12 protein-coding genes are annotated in these 17,498 nt (G+C 26.3%); 8 read left to right on the top strand and 4 right to left on the bottom strand.

Translation table 11 applies throughout. The features are described 5' to 3' along the window. Window positions 1-904 precede the first annotated feature (904 nt). Window positions 905-1,858 (top strand): tyrosine-type recombinase/integrase, encoded by a 954-nt coding sequence (locus Q0F58_RS05850; RefSeq protein WP_294373585.1) that lies wholly within the window; start codon window positions 905-907, stop codon window positions 1,856-1,858. 185 nt (window positions 1,859-2,043) lie between these two features. On the opposite strand, the gene Q0F58_RS05855 is transcribed toward Q0F58_RS05850, so the two are convergent. Both Q0F58_RS05855 and Q0F58_RS05860 read right to left on the bottom strand, forming a co-directional pair. Continuing rightward, complete coding sequence (locus Q0F58_RS05855; protein ID WP_294373586.1) at window positions 2,044-3,042, bottom strand: ParB N-terminal domain-containing protein; 999 nt, start codon at window positions 3,040-3,042, stop codon at window positions 2,044-2,046. A 61-nt stretch (window positions 3,043-3,103) separates the two neighbouring features. Further along, window positions 3,104-4,078 (bottom strand): AAA family ATPase, encoded by a 975-nt coding sequence (locus Q0F58_RS05860; protein WP_294373590.1) that lies wholly within the window; start codon window positions 4,076-4,078, stop codon window positions 3,104-3,106. A gap of 821 nt (window positions 4,079-4,899) precedes the next feature. Here Q0F58_RS05860 and Q0F58_RS05865 point away from each other — a divergent pair. The 5 genes from Q0F58_RS05865 (at window position 4,900) to Q0F58_RS05885 (ending at window position 12,727) form a co-directional block, all read left to right on the top strand. After that, entirely contained in the window at window positions 4,900-6,048 is a 1,149-nt protein-coding gene (locus Q0F58_RS05865) for a ParM/StbA family protein (protein ID WP_294373592.1), read from the top strand. Window positions 6,049-6,052: 4 nt separating this feature from the next. Then, a complete protein-coding gene (locus Q0F58_RS05870; RefSeq protein ID WP_294373593.1) occupies window positions 6,053-6,490 on the top strand; it encodes a hypothetical protein in 438 nt (145 codons plus the stop codon). Continuing rightward, window positions 6,465-6,722, top strand: coding sequence for a hypothetical protein (locus Q0F58_RS05875; RefSeq protein WP_294373596.1), 258 nt, complete (start codon window positions 6,465-6,467; stop codon window positions 6,720-6,722). The genes Q0F58_RS05870 and Q0F58_RS05875 overlap by 26 nt, the downstream gene beginning before the upstream one ends. A gap of 671 nt (window positions 6,723-7,393) precedes the next feature. After that, the gene (gene polC, locus Q0F58_RS05880; protein ID WP_294373598.1) at window positions 7,394-11,818 is read left to right on the top strand and encodes a DNA polymerase III subunit alpha; all 4,425 of its coding nucleotides are present in this window, start codon (window positions 7,394-7,396) and stop codon (window positions 11,816-11,818) included. Window positions 11,819-11,950: 132 nt separating this feature from the next. Next, window positions 11,951-12,727 carry a class I SAM-dependent methyltransferase gene (locus tag Q0F58_RS05885; protein WP_294373600.1) on the top strand — a complete coding sequence of 259 codons (777 nt, stop codon included), beginning with the start codon at window positions 11,951-11,953 and terminating at the stop codon, window positions 12,725-12,727. 233 nt (window positions 12,728-12,960) lie between these two features. Here Q0F58_RS05885 and Q0F58_RS05890 read toward each other — a convergent pair whose 3' ends face one another. Both Q0F58_RS05890 and Q0F58_RS05895 read right to left on the bottom strand, forming a co-directional pair. After that, window positions 12,961-13,818: a MurR/RpiR family transcriptional regulator gene (locus Q0F58_RS05890; RefSeq protein ID WP_294373602.1), complete on the bottom strand. Its 858-nt coding sequence runs from the start codon at window positions 13,816-13,818 to the stop codon at window positions 12,961-12,963. Between the two features lie 217 nt (window positions 13,819-14,035). Continuing rightward, window positions 14,036-14,878 carry a Cof-type HAD-IIB family hydrolase gene (locus Q0F58_RS05895; protein WP_294373604.1) on the bottom strand — a complete coding sequence of 281 codons (843 nt, stop codon included), beginning with the start codon at window positions 14,876-14,878 and terminating at the stop codon, window positions 14,036-14,038. 322 nt (window positions 14,879-15,200) lie between these two features. Between Q0F58_RS05895 and Q0F58_RS05900 the strand changes: the two genes are divergently transcribed. After that, window positions 15,201-15,809, top strand: a complete 609-nt coding sequence (locus tag Q0F58_RS05900; protein WP_294373606.1) for a sugar O-acetyltransferase — start codon at window positions 15,201-15,203, stop codon at window positions 15,807-15,809. Between the two features lie 608 nt (window positions 15,810-16,417). After that, a complete protein-coding gene (gene cysK, locus Q0F58_RS05905) occupies window positions 16,418-17,347 on the top strand; it encodes a cysteine synthase A (RefSeq protein ID WP_294373609.1) in 930 nt (309 codons plus the stop codon). Window positions 17,348-17,498: the final 151 nt, after the last annotated feature.

The following is a 17,498-nucleotide window of genomic DNA, read 5'->3' on the forward strand; positions in this document are numbered from 1 at the left end:
ATATACAGTATGCCCTATCTATTTTGAAAGCAGTATAAATAGGGGGATGGCCTTTAAAATTTGCAGTATTTAAAGGCTTATTTGTCTTTGCAAAAAATAACAGTATGATTAAAAATTATATTTTAATCATACTGTTATTCTTTTTATATCATTTAAAATTTCTATATTATCGTCTTAACTTTTCATTTCTGTAAATAAAATTCGAATTTGAATTCCATCTATGTTTTTAATTTCTAGAATATTTTGATATTATTTCAAAATTATAGGCGTTATATTTATATTTTTTTGTAAAGTTATTAAATTATTAATAATAGTTATTTAAAAATATATTATAATTATTTAATAAATATTTATAGTTATATAATAATATAAAATTATTTTAAAAAATATTTTTATACTTATTTAAAATATTCATATTTTTATTTAAAAATTATTTACAGTCATTTAAATAGTTTTTAAAGTTATTAATTATTTTTTACTAATTATTTAATAATTCAGGCTTGTTATAAAATAATAAAATAAAGTCATTAATAATTCTGATAAAGTTTTTTGCAATTTAAGAAAAAATATAAAACTTCAAAATTTCTAAAAAGCTGATTATATCTAGTTTTAGAGTAGATTGTTGATTTCGATAAACTGTAAGTAAATAAATAAATAGTATGATAATAAATAAATTGAAAGTAATGATATAAACAGTAGGATTTAAAATTAACATAGATAAATTTCAATAAAATAAAGAAATAATCTGTTTAACTGGAACATAAGTTTGTATTTTGTTATAATAATTTCAAGAATATGGCCTAATAAATATATATGTTTTAAAAGTTCAATTATAGTTCATTATGAGAATTATTTATCTTACTTAAAATAATTCTTTAAAGTTAAATAGAGGTGAATTTGTTTTATGAATATAACTAAGAAACAATTTGAAGAACATCCCAAAGTAGATTATGTTCTAAGTGAATATTTATATAAATATAAAATAGATATGGAAAAACAATATTTTTCTACATCTAAAGATAATAAAGCTATTGATGCTGATAAAATAAAAGCATGGCAACGCTCATATAAAATAAATTACTATAACATTATGCTTTTTGATAAATATCTGTATATGAAATATGGGAAGACAGACTTTTCAATAAGAGACATAAAAGAAAAACATATTCAGGAATTTTTAGATTTCTGCCTTAATGTAATGAAAAACAAACCTATAACCATAAACCAGAAACTTGTATCATTAAGGCTTATAATGAAGTATATATGCAAAAATTATAATGTACTTCCATATAATATTGCTCTTATGGTTCCTAAATTAAAGATAGAACAGGTAAAACCACAATCTATAAGTTATAGTGATATAAAAAAAATTCTTTCTATATTAAGAGATAAGAATTATGGAATAAGAGATGTGTGTATATGTAAAATAATTATGACAACAGGAATGAAGATAACAAGTATATTTAATATGAAAATAAGTGATGTAGATATTGAAAATAGACTTATAAAGTATAATAATTCTGGAAAAGATATATTTTATCCTATTCAAGACACATTGTATAATGATTTATGTTGTTATATTAATTTTAGAAAGAATATAAAACCAAAGTGTGATAATTTATTTGTGAATTCATCAGGAAAACCTAAAAATATAAGATCATTTCAAATAGCATTCAGAAATGCTGTTATAAAAGCTGATTTAGATGAAGCTTATACAGCACAGAATTTAAGAGCAAGTTTTCTTTATGAAATGGGAAGAATATTAAATGATGAAGATGAGTTAAGTGAACTTACAGATCAAAAAATAGTAAAACAGTATATTGCACTTAAAGAAAATCATTTTAACAATATAATTTAAAAAATTATTAGAATGATTTAGGTTTTAAGTAATTTAATCGTAAAAAAGTCTGCCTTGCATATTGTGTGTTTCTGCTTTTTTTCTAAAGTTATCCCCCAATATATTTCCTATAGAATAAAAAATAAAATTTTAAGATTCTAAAGATTTAAAAACTCTTAGAATCTTAAAATTTTTATAACTATAGATTAATCAATCTTTTTTATATTATATTTTTCCTTTAATTTTTGTATTTCAGCTAATAAAGAATCTCTGTATTCATTTGGAACTTTTATAGTTATACTACTTAGCTCACTTTCATTTAGAAGCAAAGATAGTTTTTCTTTATCTATAGTTCCATTTTCTAAATTATATGCTGATTTAATTTTTGAATATTTTTTATTCAAAATTGAAATTTCATAGTTATCAATAATATAATTCTGATCTTGTGGCAGAAGCTTAGAAATTGCGACTCCAGCTTTTATGCTTAATTTATCATTATCAACTGCAAGTTGAGCTTTATCAGTAAGATTACCAAGACATTTATACGAAATAAGCTGTCTGCTTGTTATATGATATTCTTCAGCAATTATAGAATTTATATTAAATTTAAGTTTTTTATCTAAAGAATCCTTTTTAAGTTTTCTATATTTAAAATTTATTGAGCGGGCTTTTTGTATTGTTGTAAGCTGCCTTTGAACCCAGTTTGTATCAACTATAATCTCTTTTGCTTCTTCTTCAGAAAGATCATTTTCTTTTATTACTGCATGAATTTTAGCATATTTATCATAATCCTGATTATCTCTAAGTATTTTAAATGCATGAACTCTATTATGTCCACTTAAAATCATATATTTTCCACTGTTATCTTTTTTCCATACGATAACAGGTTCTTGAAGTCCGATGCTTACAATGCTTTCAATAAGTTCCTGCATTTTTCCAGCAGGAAGCCTATCATAGAAATTCCATTCATCTGGAGCATTATATAAGTCATCAAGATTTACAAGTACAGAATCAAGACCGCTTGAAGCATTGACAAGGTGATTTACTATGCTGTCTGTATAATTAGATGTATTAGCATTATTTAGTTCAGTTTTCTCAGTATTTTCCTGTGAAGGAGTGCTGCTGAAAAAACTTGAAGCTATGCTATTTTTTTTATCTGTATTTCTATTAGTTCGTAAATTAAAAGTACTATTTTTTTTTGCCATGTTTATACTTTTCTCCTATTATAAACAATAATAATTTATATCATATTTATTTAAAGTTATATTATTTTACTATTTTAAGAATTTCTTTAGTTAATTCCCTGAATTCTTTAGAAATTCTGCAGCTGCTGTTATATTCAAGAACAGGCATGTTTTCAACCTGTGCATTTTCAATATTTGTATCAACTCTTATCATACTATTTAATAATATATCACCATAATTTTCTTTAAGCCATTCATGACTTTTTTTAGTTATGCTTTTTCGTGAATCATAGTTATTAATTACAAGTTTATAATCTACAAAATCTGAATTAAATTGTTTTGCGTCATCAATAAAGTTTAACAGTATTCCAATTCCTTCTAAACCAAAAGCTCCAAGCTGAACAGGAACTATGCAGTAATTTGTTACATTTATCACATTAAAGTTAAGGATTGAAAGACTTGGATTTGTATCAATAACTATAAAATCATAAATTCCCTCATTAATTGTATTAGTCAGAATTCTTTTGAATATGTATTCTCTTGCATTTTTTGTGAACATAAGCATATCTATTGCAGATAATGCAGAATTGTATACTACAAAGTCTAAATTATTATATTCACTTTTTAATATACAATCTTTTATGTCAATTTCATTTTTTAAAGCAACTGCCAAGTTCTTGTCTTCATCAGTTTCAAGGTTAAAAGAGTGTGTCAAATTACCCTGCATATCAGCATCTATACATAATACCTTGTAACCAAGTTCTGCAAGACAAAATGATACTGATCCTGTAACAGAAGTTTTTCCCACGCCCCCTTTGTTACTCATAACTGAAATAACTTTAGTATCTCTGAAGTTTTCCATGTATATTTCATCAATATTTAATTTCAAATAATCACAAATTTTTTTTAAATGTTTCTTTGGAGGTATAAACTCTCCAGATTCCATTTTTTTATATTCATCTAATGGAATATTCAATTCATCACAAATCTGCTTTTGAGTTAAATCAAGTTCGTTTCTTTTATCTTTTATTAATTTGTAATATAATTTGCCTTTCAAATATAATCACTCCTCTAATGTATATATTACCATAAATATGAGCAAATTTGACTCATTAATGAACAGTAAATCTTATAAATTTTATAAAATGTCTTCATAATTGAAATTTTAGGTTAAAACCATATATATTACAATTAATAATGTACAATTTACAATTGACAATGAAGGATGAAATCTTTTAAAGATTTCTTTAATGTTATGTATTTTTATTATTGGGATATATCTTTTCTTAAAATACTCACATATGAATAATTTAAGCAAAAATATATATTTTTTTAAAATGCATATTTGAAAATATTTATAATATCTACAACATTATGTTATGAAAAGATAAATTATTATTATATGAGAGGATAATATAAAAACTATATAACAGAAATAAAACCAATATATAATTTTTATATAATTCAGCTATAACATGCATATAGCACAGATATAACAAAAATATAACGTTAAAAGTATATAAAAAATATATAGATGTTACATAAATGTTATATTTGATTATATAACATTTATGTAACATCTATATATCCTAAATTTAAATAGCTTAATAGCGAAATTGACAATATTAGGAAAATGTGATAGCATGAGTAAAAATGGAAAAAAATTTCAAAAGCGGATTATGCATAATAAAGGTCAAGTATTGATAAATAAAGAGAATTTTTAGTTGTACATATAACAAAAGAATTAAAGTAACATAATAAACATTAATTAAATTCTGATTTCAAAAGGAGAAGTGAATATTCTCATAAGAAATGGAATTTTTTTGACTTTAAATTAAAAAATATTCTCATAATTTATATATGATGGAGGAAAATATCATGAAGAAGGAAGTTTACATTGCAGTTGATCCAGGATTTGATACAATCAAAGTTGTAGCTAATGGGGAATTTTTTAAATTTCCATTTAATACAGAAAAAACAGACGAAAAAAAAATATCTAATATGACTGTTGCTGATGATTTTATCTTGTATAGGAATAAAGATAATGAAACATGGAGGATAGGACAGTATGCAAGAGAGCTGCTTTTTGAAAAGAAAGACAATTCAGATGTGGAAGAAAAAATGAAAAATTTCTATTCAGAGAAGAGATTTGTTTCTGATGAATTTACAATAGGATTAAGAACAGCTATAGCAATAGCAGTTTCAAAACTTGGTCTATATGAAAATATAAAAAATATAAATATCTACATTATGGTGGCTCTTCCTCATTCAATAAGGGATAATTATTCCACTCAAGTACGATCTATATTGGCAGGAAATCATAATTATTATCTTCGTATTGGAAAGGAAGAGGAAAAAGAATATGAATTTTCTATAGATGAAAATAATATTTTTACTGTAAGTCAAACAATAGCATCAATATTAGGAGAGACGTCAGATGATGAAGGAAATATAGATGAAGATAAATTTTATTACCTATCTGATGGTCCTACTTTAGTTATAGATGGTGGATTTTATACAATAGGAGAAGTTGCAGTTGATAGAGGAGGAAGTATAGATGAAGAAAAAACATTTAGTGATACTAGTCATGCAATGAAAAATATAAATAAAGAAATATCTAAAGAATTGGAAGAACAAAGACCTGATATTAAATATTATGTTATTGAATATTTAATGTCTAAAAATAATGGAAAAATAAAATATCTCAAAGATGGCAAAGCAGAGATAATTGATTTAAATGAATTAAAAAAATTTAAGATAAAGGATATGAGCAGTAAATTTATTGAAAGTCTTAATAAAAAATATAATAATCTTTTGGATTTTAATTATGTTCTAGTTACAGGTGGTACTGGAGCAAGTTATTATGAATATTTGAAAGAATATTATGTTGGAAAAGGAATTGTTGAGGAAGACAGATTAATATTGACCAATAATATATTAAATGGAAAAACTTTCGATATTGAATTTGCTATTGCTGCTGGGGCTTATAAAGGACTAAAAGGAAAGCTTGCAGCTCTTAAGGAATAGATAAATGAAATCTCAGAGAATTGGATTAAGATTTAGCAAAAAGGATATTGATATTATTTCATGGTTTTTAATGCTCAGGGAAAATAATATTGAACAGAGTTTTGCAGTAAAAACTTTACTAAAAGCATTTTTTTTAAATGAAAATATAAATGGAGGAACAGTAAAACTTAGAGAAAATTCATATATGGAACCTACATCTATATCTATAAATGAGAATGACATTAATGATGATATTATGCAAATAAAGGTTCAGGGAATAAAATTGGCAGCATTTACAAAAGATATAATAAGGATGTATATAAAAATAGGAAATGAAGATAAAATTCCTGATATTTCATATTTTCAAAATATTAATACAAAGTATAAAATGAAATATTTAAATAATATTTTTTATAATACCTTTAATAAAGTAGAAAATGAAAAAGATACTATTAAATATTGATAATAGCAAACAAGTAAAAGAAAATATTGATTATGATGAAAACAAATCAGTAAATGAGATAAAAGTTTCAAAAAGAGATTTTACAAATCAAAATCTTTCTAAAAATTCGGAAGTATTAAAAGCAGACAAAACCAATAATATATATAAGGAAAGTAATGAAGTGGAACAAAAAATTGAAGTAAAAAAAGATATTAAACCTAAAAAGAAAAATCCATTGCTTGCACAGATTTAAAAATGCAAAAGTGAACTTAGTTCACTTTTGCAAGAAAACTTTCATTTTCCTGCAGGAAATTATATAAAAGGAACTTTCACATAAAGATTAAATCATAACATATAAAGCATTAAATAACTTAATCAATATACTTATAATATGATAGCTGATTTTTTAAATTTAACAGTTCCTTTTATTCAATAATAAAACTATTTAAATAATTAAAGAAATATTGAAAAGATTTCATTATCAATTATCAATTGAAATATATACAATATTATGCGTAATAATTAGGAATTAATATATTGTTACTTCTATTAGTACATAGTAAAATATAAAAAGGATTTAGAATTGAAACATATAATCATAGAGAAGTTTTATAGCTTAGAATTTTTTAATTAAAAAAAGATAAATATAATTTATAAAATTTTATAAATTGACTAATAAATAAATTTGGCTAAAATATATTAATGAGTTATATATGTTCCAATAATAAAACTACATAATAATTAAAGAAATCTTAAAAAGATTTCGCTATTCATTGTCAATTGTCCATTATACATTGTCAATTGGAGTATATGTTTAAAATAATAGAACTATATAATGATTAAAGAAATATTGAAAAGATTTCATCATCAATTGTCAATTATACATTGTTAATTGAAATATATATTAATGAGGTTTATATAATAGTGAAAAAAGTCAATGAAGTTTTTAGTGATTATAAAACAGAAAGCAATATAAAAGAAGCTGTTGTTACAAAAGTAATACTAAAAAAAAAGAGCAGAATACTTGAAATAGAAATAAGCTCAAATAATTATATTGATATAAATGAAATTGAAAGATTGAATAATTTTATAAGAGACAGATTTCTCTTAAATGATGCCAAAATAAGTATCAAATATCATGAAGATGTTGAATTAAATCCTATAGAGAACGAAATGGATAATATTTTAAATTTTCTATCTAATAGGCATCCATATTTAAAAGCAGCAATAAATAAATGTGATTATGAAATAAGAGATAAAGAAATAAATTTTAGTTTTAATATGGCAGTATCACATATGCTGAAAAATTTAAAATATGATAATGAGATACAGGAAGCTATAAAAAACATATATGGCAGAACTTATAATATTAAATTTCATGATATTGTTACAAATGAAGAACAGAGCAGACTTAATGAAAATAAAAGAAAAGAAGAAATGCTCAAATTACAAAAAGAATTTGGAATGGAAAGCAGCAGTAATCATAAAAGTACAAAGAACAATGGCGATTTAACAAATTCAGAAAAATCAAATGTGTCATCGGCTGTTACTAATCCATATAATAAAGGATATGAAAATAAAAATGGAAGTGACTTTAAAAGAGAAGATAAAGGAAGCAAAAAGAATAATCCATTTCTTATACTTGGAAGAAGTACAAATATAAAAGACCCTATAATAAAGATTGTTGATATTACACCATATGAAGGAACAGTTGCCATTGAGGGTGAAATATCAAATTTGGAAACAAAAGAATTAAGAAGTGGAAAGATACTTGCATCTTTTGATTTATATGATGGTTCAAGTTCAATGTGCTGCAAATGTTTTATAAAACCCGAACAGAGTGAAGAAGTTATATCTAAATTAAAAAAAGCCAAAGGTGTAAGGCTTTTTGGAAATTCAGGATATAGTAAATTTTCTAATGAAATTGAAATAATAGCTAATACAATAGTAGAAACAAATGGAATAAAGAGAGCAAAAAGAGTTGATAATTCTGAAGTGAAGAGAGTAGAACTTCACATGCATACAAAAATGAGCCAGATGGATGCTATGACAAGTGCCACTGATCTTATTAAGAGAGCTATGGAGTGGGGTATGAAATCTATTGCTATAACTGATCATGGAGTAGTTCAAGCATTTCCAGAAGCACATAAACTTCTTGGAAGAGATAATCCTGATATGAAGATAATTTATGGGGTAGAAGCATATCTTGCACCAGATAAAACTCCTTCAGTTAAAAATATAAAAGGACAGAGTATTGATACGATATATTGTGTACTTGACCTTGAAACTACAGGGTTTTCACCTAGACATGAAAAGATAACTGAAATAGGAATAATGAAAGTCAAAAATGGAAAGGTAATTGATAAATTTAGTACTTTTGTAAACCCTGAAAAGCCGATTCCACCAAGAGTTGTTGAAGTAACTAATATTACAGATGACATGGTAAGAGATGCTGAAACAATAGATAAAGTATTTCCTAAAATGCTGGAATTTATTGAGGGAAGTGTTCTTGTTGCACATAATGCAGAATTTGATATTGGATTTCTAAGACATTATGCAAAAGAATTGGGATATGATTTTGACTTTACATATATTGATACATTAACTCTTGCACATGATCTTTTCCCAGAATATAAAAGCTATAAGCTTGGACGAATAGCTAAAAATCTGGGTATAAAAGTTGAAGTGGCACATAGAGCTCTTGATGATGTTGATACTACAGTAAAAGTATTTAATATAATGATTGATATGTTAAAAGAGAGAGGAACAGAAACTCTTGAAGATGTTGAAGAATATGCATGCAATGAAGAGTCTAAGAAAGTACAGTATAAAAAAGTAAAGACATATCATGCTATAATACTTGCAAAAAATTATGTAGGGTTAAAAAATTTATATAAGCTTGTATCATATTCTCACTTAGATTATTTTTATAAAAAGCCTCGTATATTGAAGAGTATGTTAAAAAAATATTCAGAAGGTCTTATACTTGGAAGTGCTTGTAGTGAGGGAGAACTTTATCAGTCAATATTACTTGGAAAGTCTGATGAGGAAATTGAAAATATAGCAAAAGAATATGATTATCTTGAAATACAGCCTCTTGGAAATAACGATTATCTTGTAAGAAATGAACAGGTTCCTGATAAAGAATATTTAAAAGAAATAAATAAAAAGATAATAAGTCTTGCTGAAAAGTTAGGAAAACCTGTAGTTGCTACTGGTGATGTTCACTTTATGGATCCTGAAGATGAAATATATAGACGTATTCTTGAAGCAGGACAGGGATTTAAAGATGCAGATATGCAGGCACCTTTATATTTAAGGACTACAGAAGAAATGCTTGAGGAATTTTCTTATTTAGGAAAAGAAAAGGCTTATGAAGTTGTTGTAGAAAATACAAATAAGATTTCTGATATGTGTGAGCAGATAAGTCCTATATCGCCAGAAAAATGTCCACCTCATATTGAAGGATGTGAACAAACAATTAAAGATATAGCATACGGAAAAGCTCATGAGTTATATGGGGAGTCTCTTCCAGATGTTGTACAGGAAAGACTTGACAGAGAACTTGATTCAATAATAAAAAATGGATTTTCAGTTATGTATATCATTGCTCAAAAACTTGTTTGGAAATCAAATGAAGATGGATATCTTGTTGGTTCCAGAGGTTCGGTTGGTTCATCTGTAGTTGCATATATGACAGGAATTACAGAAGTTAATGCCCTTCCGCCTCATTATAGATGCCCTAAGTGTAAATATTCAGATTTTAATGATTATGGAGCAAAAAATGGGTTTGACCTTCCGGATAAAGTATGCCCTGTTTGTGGTGAAAATATGGGAAAAGATGGAATGGATATACCATTTGAGACTTTCCTTGGATTTAATGGTGATAAAGAACCTGATATAGATTTAAATTTCTCAGGTGAATATCAGGCAAAAGCGCATAGATATACAGAAGTAATATTTGGAAAAGGAACTACATTTAAAGCTGGAACAATAGGTACAATTGCTGAAAAAACAGCTTTTGGATATGTAAAAAAATACTATGAAGAAAAGAATACACAGATAAATAAAGCTGAAATATTAAGAATTTCAAAAGGCTGTACAGGAATTAAGAGAACAACAGGACAGCATCCAGGAGGAATAATTGTTGTACCAAAGGGAAGAGAGATATTTGAATTCTGCCCTGTACAGCATCCAGCAGATGATCCTGATTCAGATATAATAACAACACATTTTGATTACCATTCAATTGACCAAAATCTTTTAAAATTAGATATACTGGGTCATGATGATCCTACGGTAATAAGAATGCTTCAGGATATTACAGGAGTAGATCCTCAGAAGATACCTCTTGATGATAAAGAGACAATGTCACTATTTTCATCTACAGAAGCTCTTGGCGTTACACCTGATCAGATAAATTCAAAGGTTGGTACTTTTGGTGTTCCAGAGTTTGGTACAAAATTTGTAAGAGGAATGCTTGTAGATACACTTCCAAAAACTTTCTCAGACCTTTTATGTATATCAGGTCTTTCACATGGTACTGATGTATGGCTTGGAAATGCTAAAGATCTTATAGATGCAGGAGTAATTACAAGTATAAGTGATGCCGTATGTTGTAGAGATGATATTATGGTTTATCTTATTAAAATGGGACTGCCCAAAAATACATCATTTAAAATAATGGAAACTGTGCGTAAAGGTAAAGCACTCAAGGACCCAGAAAAATGGGCCGAATATGAAGCGCTTATGAGAGAGCATGAAGTGCCTGAATGGTACATTGAATCATGTAAAAAGATTAAATACATGTTCCCTAAAGCCCATGCAGCAGCTTATGTAATGATGGCATTTAGAATTGCATGGTTTAAAGTTCATATTCCTAAGGCTTATTATGCAGCATATTTTTCAATAAGAGCGAAATCATTTGATGCTGAATATATGATTTTTGGAAAAGAAAAAGTTAAAGAAAAAATGGCAGAAATAAATGCACAAGGAAATGATGCTGCTCCAAAAGATAAGGATATGTATGATGATCTTGAAATAGTTCTTGAAATGTATGAAAGAGGACTTAAATTCCTGCCAATGGATTTGTATAAATCTGATGCTACAAAATTTAAAGTTGAAGAGGAAGGATTAAGACCGCCTTTAAATAGTATAGCGGGAATGGGTAATGTAGCTGCTGAATCTATATATGCAGCAGTTCATGAGATAGATCCAATAAGTTCAATTGATAATTTGAAAAAACGTGCAAAGATAGGTAATTCAGCTACTGATTTATTAAGAAAATTTGGATGTCTTGATGGTATGCAGGAAAGTGATCAGGTAAGTTTCTTTGATATGATAAGTTAATTTGAATTTAATCAGATGTTATAAAAATATAATTTTATAGCATCTGATTTATTTTAAAAGAAATAAAAATAAGATATAATAAAGATATTGATTAATTATTTAACGATAAAATTAGATAGGAATAGGTAGAACATGGCAAACGAATTAGATAAATATTACGGGAAATTTTGCGAAGACAAAAGACTTACAAGAAGACATGGAAATGTAGAATATGTAACTTCAATGAAATATATTCATGAGTATCTTGGAGATAATAAAGAAGCAAAAATATTGGATGTTGGTGCAGGAACAGGAAGATATTCTGTACAGCTTGCAAATGAAGGGTATGATGTGACAGCAGTTGAGCTTGTAAAACATAATTTAGGGGTTTTAAAATCAAAGAAGAGTTCGGTGAAAGCTTTTCATGGAAATGCATTAGACTTATCGAGATTTGAAGAAAATAGTTTTGATATGACATTAGTATTTGGACCAATGTACCATCTATATACATTTGAAGATAAACTGAAAGCTTTAAATGAAGCTAAACGAGTAACTAAAGTTGGAGGAACTATATTAGTTGCATATTGTATGAATGATTATAGTGTAATAACATATGGATTTAAACAGAATCATATACTTGAATGTATTGAAGCTGGAAAGGTTACAGATGATTTTAAATTTATATCTTCACCAGAAGATTTATATGATTATGTGAGAGTCGAAGATATTGATAAAATATATAAATCTGCTGGACTTACAAGAATAAAACTGATTTCAGCAGATGGACCAGCAAATTATATAAGAACTACATTAAATGCAATGGATGAAGAAACATATAATAAGTTTATTGAATATCATCTTGCTAATTGTGAAAGACCTGAACTTTTAGGAGCAGGTGCTCATACAGTTGATATTTTAAAAAAAGAGTAAATTATTAGTTTTGCATAATATCATTTCCTTTCGTTAGTATTGGTAGTGGTGTTATGCTATCTTTTTGTTCAACATTTCTGTTAAAATTTTCATCAATAAAATATTGTTATTGTATATAGTTATATTTTATTATAGCAGGTGAAATATATGTTTTCCCCACTTGTGGGGAAAAACTAATTCTTATTTTTTAACATGTATTGATTGTTTTTGTCATTATATGAAATCATCTCAAATTAGCTTTTATCCATTCCAGATAACTTTTTATACGAACTTAATTTGTAATTTATATTTTTATCATAATTAAATTTGAAGTAGCATGTATATATACAGTCTAAAACGTATAGTAAAGACAGCCTTGTTGAAAAAGATGAGATTTTATTAAAGTGATTTTCATCTGAACTTAAATATAGATGATAATCAGCGTATTTTGTGATGGGATTCTTATTTGTAGATGAAATTAAAATTATTGGAGTATTATTCTTTTTCAGGATTTTAGCTAATCTTTCTACAATCAATCCTCGACCTTCAAAAGACACAATTATTGCAGTATGATTTTCGTTGCTTGTAGATGCAGTTAAAAGCTGATGATATTCTTCAATTGGAACGTTTATGAATTTTCCTATTTCCTGCATTTGAAATTTGAAGTTTTCTGCAAAATATATATTTCCTGCTGATGTATAAAAATCAATATTTTCTGCTTTTAATAAAACATTGGAAACAAGTTTTAGCTGGTTAGGATCCATTAAATTGAGCGAAGATGCAATTGTATGTTCATATAATTCCTGCATTTTTAATATAATCTGATTTTGAGTTTCATTTTGCTTAAATGGATAGTTATAATCTATTGAGTCATCTTCCTTTAAGTATTCATTAAATGACATGGATATATTGACTTTTAATTCTGATAAACCAGATAAATTTAATTTTTGACATAGTCTATATATTGTTGAAGTTGAAATAAAACAAGCATTACTTATTTCAGAAGCATTCATTTTTACAAAATCTTCAGGAGAGTTCTCCATATAAGATACCAGCGTTTTTTCACTTTCTGTTAAGTTTGTAAGTTTATTTAGTTTAGTAAAGATATTCATGAATGTTCACCTAATATTTACATAATAGTCTTATGTATTATTACTAAATAATACATAAGACTATTATATAATAAATTTAAATAATAAACCCATATTACAAGTAAAGAAATTTTTGTAATATGGGTTTTATTATTGTTGTACATTATTGACTAAATTATATGTATTATGTAATTTATAATGTACCATTTATAATGGAAGATGAGATTTTTAAAATATTTTAAATATTTAAATGTTTGTTTAAAGTGAAAGCAATTCCATCTTCTTCATTTGATAAAGTGATTTCATCAGCAATATTTTTAAGTGCATCTACAGCATTAGCCATAGCAACTCCTATACCCGCATATTCAATCATTGATTTATCGTTGTGTCCGTCTCCGAAAGCAATCATTTCTTCTCTTTTATATCCCATAGGTGTAAGAACAGTGTCTAAAGCTTTTGCTTTATCAATACCTTTAGCTGTAAATTCAAAATAGAAATCAGCTGTAAACATGCAGCTTAAAGAATCTTTAAATGGTTCCATCATTTCTTTATAATGTTCTTCTAAATATTCAGGTTCTCCAGCTGTAAGAATTTTATTTAATGGATAATCAGCAAAGGCTGCAAGATCATCTTTTTCACATAATTTAAATCGGCCATTACGAGACTCATATTTTATTATGTTGATAACTTGATTTTTATGATGAATTTCATTATCAAAAACATCATTTACATACATATATTCACCTTTATCTATCATAGGTTTTACCTGAAATTTTTTCATATGTTCAAGAACAGCCTGTCCTTCTTCAACACTCATTGTTTCATTAAATAAAACTTTGTTGGTTTGACAATCAATAACTTTTGAGCCATTAAAGCATACTAATAATCCATGATGTTTATCCATCTCTAATTCTTTTGCAAAATACATAAGTCCAGAAGTAGGTCTTCCAGAAGCTAGTATCAATAAAACTCCATTTTCCTGTGCTTTTAAAAGAGTGTTTTTTGTTTTTTCTGTAATTATTTTTTTATTATTAGTTAGTGTTCCATCAATATCCATTATGATTACTTTTATATCTGCCATATTAGTACCTCCTAAATACTGTTTCTAAGTTAATTATATTTATTAATGATTTATAGGTAAACTAATGTTATAAATAATGAATTAAAAGTGTCATAAAACAGTCATAATAATCTGGATAAAATGATAAAAATATATCATTTTAATATTTAGTAGTTTATTTAAAGATAAAGATCATATGTATATATAAATTATAGATATAAAAGTAATAAGCTGTAGATTTATTTAATGTAAACATTTATAATATATGTACAAAATGTATTATAGAACACATAATTTATATTTAATTACTATGTAATATTTAATTGTTAAAGGGGAGTCGTTTATGAGTCAAAAAGAAAGAATGTTAGCAGGATTACCATATAAGGCATGGCTTGATGGTCTTAAAGAAGAAAGAATTGAAAATAAATTGAAGATATATGAATATAATAATACTCGTCCAGATGAAAAAGAAAAAATGGATGAGCAGATAAAAAATATATTAGGAAAAACTGGTGAAGAAGTTTTTATTGAACAGCCGTTTCACTGTGATTATGGAAAGAATATTGAGGTAGGAAATAATTTTTATGCAAATTATAATTGTGTAATTTTAGATGTTGGAAAAGTCGTTATTGGAGAAAATGTAATGTTTGCACCTAATGTATCTATTTATACAGCAGGGCATCCTATTCATCCTAAATCAAGAAATTCAGGATATGAATATGGAATTGAAGTTACAATTGGAGATAATGTATGGGTTGGAGGAAGTGTTGTAATAAATCCAGGTGTAAAAATAGGAAATAATGTTGTTATAGGTTCAGGAAGTGTTGTAACAAAAGATATTCCTGACAATGTTATTGCAGCTGGAAATCCATGCAGGATAATAAGAGAAATAACAGAAGATGATAGAAAATATTATTTTAAAGACAGAGAATTTGATGTACAGGATTATTAAATTAATAAGAAGCGCTGAATTCAGAAATTACTGAGTTTAGCGCTTTCTTATTTATTGAGATGATGAGAGAAGTTTTCCAATTAATAATGTACAAATGTTAACTTACAATAAAAGAGGAAATCTTTCTAAGATTTTTTTGATTATTGAGAAGTTTTATTGTTAACATATATGAAATTTAAATATAGTTTGGTGGAATGTTCACATTAAATAGAAAAAATGTTGCGAATGTATATTTTTTCGATTTATTTAAGAGATTATAGCTTAAATTTAATTTATAGAGAGATAAGAATTAAAAATCCTAGTTTGCAACTAGGATTTTTAAAAAAACAATATTTTATATTTTATGAATTATAATATTAATAAATAAATCAAGTAATATCAAGGGATTATAGCAATTAAAACAGCTAAAAAATAATTTTAGAAATGAAAATAGTATACTCATATTTTTACTAAATTTAATATTTTTATAAAGAAAATAGATTAAACCTATTTACAAACTAGGAATACTAGGATATAATGTATTCAAATCAAGAAATTAACAGATAATAAATTAAAATACATAAAGATAAGAAAATATAAATTAAATAAAATGTTGGGAGAGATGAATTATGGCAAAAATAGCAAAGAAATTAACAGACCTTATAGGAAATACACCATTGCTTGAATTAAGCAATTATGAAGAAAAAAATAATTTACAGGCAAAAATAATTACAAAACTTGAATATTTTAATCCTCTTGGAAGTGTTAAAGACAGGGTTGCAAATGCAATGATTGAACAAGGAATCAAGGATGGAAAGATAAATAAAGATACAGTTATTATTGAACCTACAAGTGGAAATACAGGAATCGGGTTAGCATTTGTAGCTGCTTCAAAAGGATTAAAATTAATTCTTACAATGCCTGATACAATGAGTGTTGAAAGAAGAAGAATTGTATCAGCATTAGGAGCTGAAGTTGTTCTTACTCCAGGAGCAGAAGGAATGAAGGGAGCAATAAAAAGAGCAGAAGAATTAGCACATGAATATGGAAATGCATTTATTCCACAACAATTTGAAAATGAAGCAAACCCGGAAGTACATCGTAAAACTACTGCTGAAGAAATATGGAATGATACAGATGGAAAAGTAGATATTTTTGTTGCAGGAGTTGGTACAGGTGGTACTGTTACTGGAAATGGGGAAGCTTTAAAAGCTAAAAATCCAAATGTAAAAGTGATAGCAGTTGAGCCAGCAGGATCTCCAGTATTATCAGGAGGAAAAGCAGGAGCACATAAGATTCAAGGAATAGGTGCTGGATTTGTACCAAGTGTAATGAATTTGGATATTGTAGATGAAATAATAAAAGTTGAAAATGACGATGCATTTGAAGCTTCAAGAAATGTAGCTAAAGATGAAGGGCTTTTGGTGGGAATTTCTGCAGGAGCAGCAATACACGCAGCAACAGAGCTTGCAAAAAGACCAGAAAATAAAGGAAAGAATATAGTTGTTTTATTACCTGATACAGGAGAAAGATATTTATCAACTTCGTTATTTGAATAAAGAATAATTTTTTTAAAATTAAATCCTAGTATTCTTATTTGAATAATTTAAATATCATTGATTTGCAAATTACAATATTAAAAAACTCTATAAGAATTTTTTAATAGCTGTAAATTGAAGTAGAGGTGGAATAATGATTAAATTTGGGGCA

Source organism: uncultured Clostridium sp., from assembly GCF_934754915.1.
GTDB lineage: Bacteria > Bacillota > Clostridia > Clostridiales > Clostridiaceae > Clostridium.

Coding starts and splice junctions, on each gene's coding strand:
- Q0F58_RS05850 (WP_294373585.1), top strand. CDS start 905: ATGAATATAACTAAGAAACAATTTGAAGAACATCCCAAAGTAGATTAT.
- Q0F58_RS05855 (WP_294373586.1), bottom strand. CDS start 3,042: ATGGCAAAAAAAAATAGTACTTTTAATTTACGAACTAATAGAAATACA.
- Q0F58_RS05865 (WP_294373592.1), top strand. CDS start 4,900: ATGAAGAAGGAAGTTTACATTGCAGTTGATCCAGGATTTGATACAATC.
- Q0F58_RS05870 (WP_294373593.1), top strand. CDS start 6,053: ATGAAATCTCAGAGAATTGGATTAAGATTTAGCAAAAAGGATATTGAT.
- Q0F58_RS05875 (WP_294373596.1), top strand. CDS start 6,465: ATGAAAAAGATACTATTAAATATTGATAATAGCAAACAAGTAAAAGAA.
- Q0F58_RS05885 (WP_294373600.1), top strand. CDS start 11,951: ATGGCAAACGAATTAGATAAATATTACGGGAAATTTTGCGAAGACAAA.
- Q0F58_RS05890 (WP_294373602.1), bottom strand. CDS start 13,818: ATGAATATCTTTACTAAACTAAATAAACTTACAAACTTAACAGAAAGT.
- Q0F58_RS05895 (WP_294373604.1), bottom strand. CDS start 14,878: ATGGCAGATATAAAAGTAATCATAATGGATATTGATGGAACACTAACT.
- Q0F58_RS05900 (WP_294373606.1), top strand. CDS start 15,201: ATGAGTCAAAAAGAAAGAATGTTAGCAGGATTACCATATAAGGCATGG.
- cysK (WP_294373609.1), top strand. CDS start 16,418: ATGGCAAAAATAGCAAAGAAATTAACAGACCTTATAGGAAATACACCA.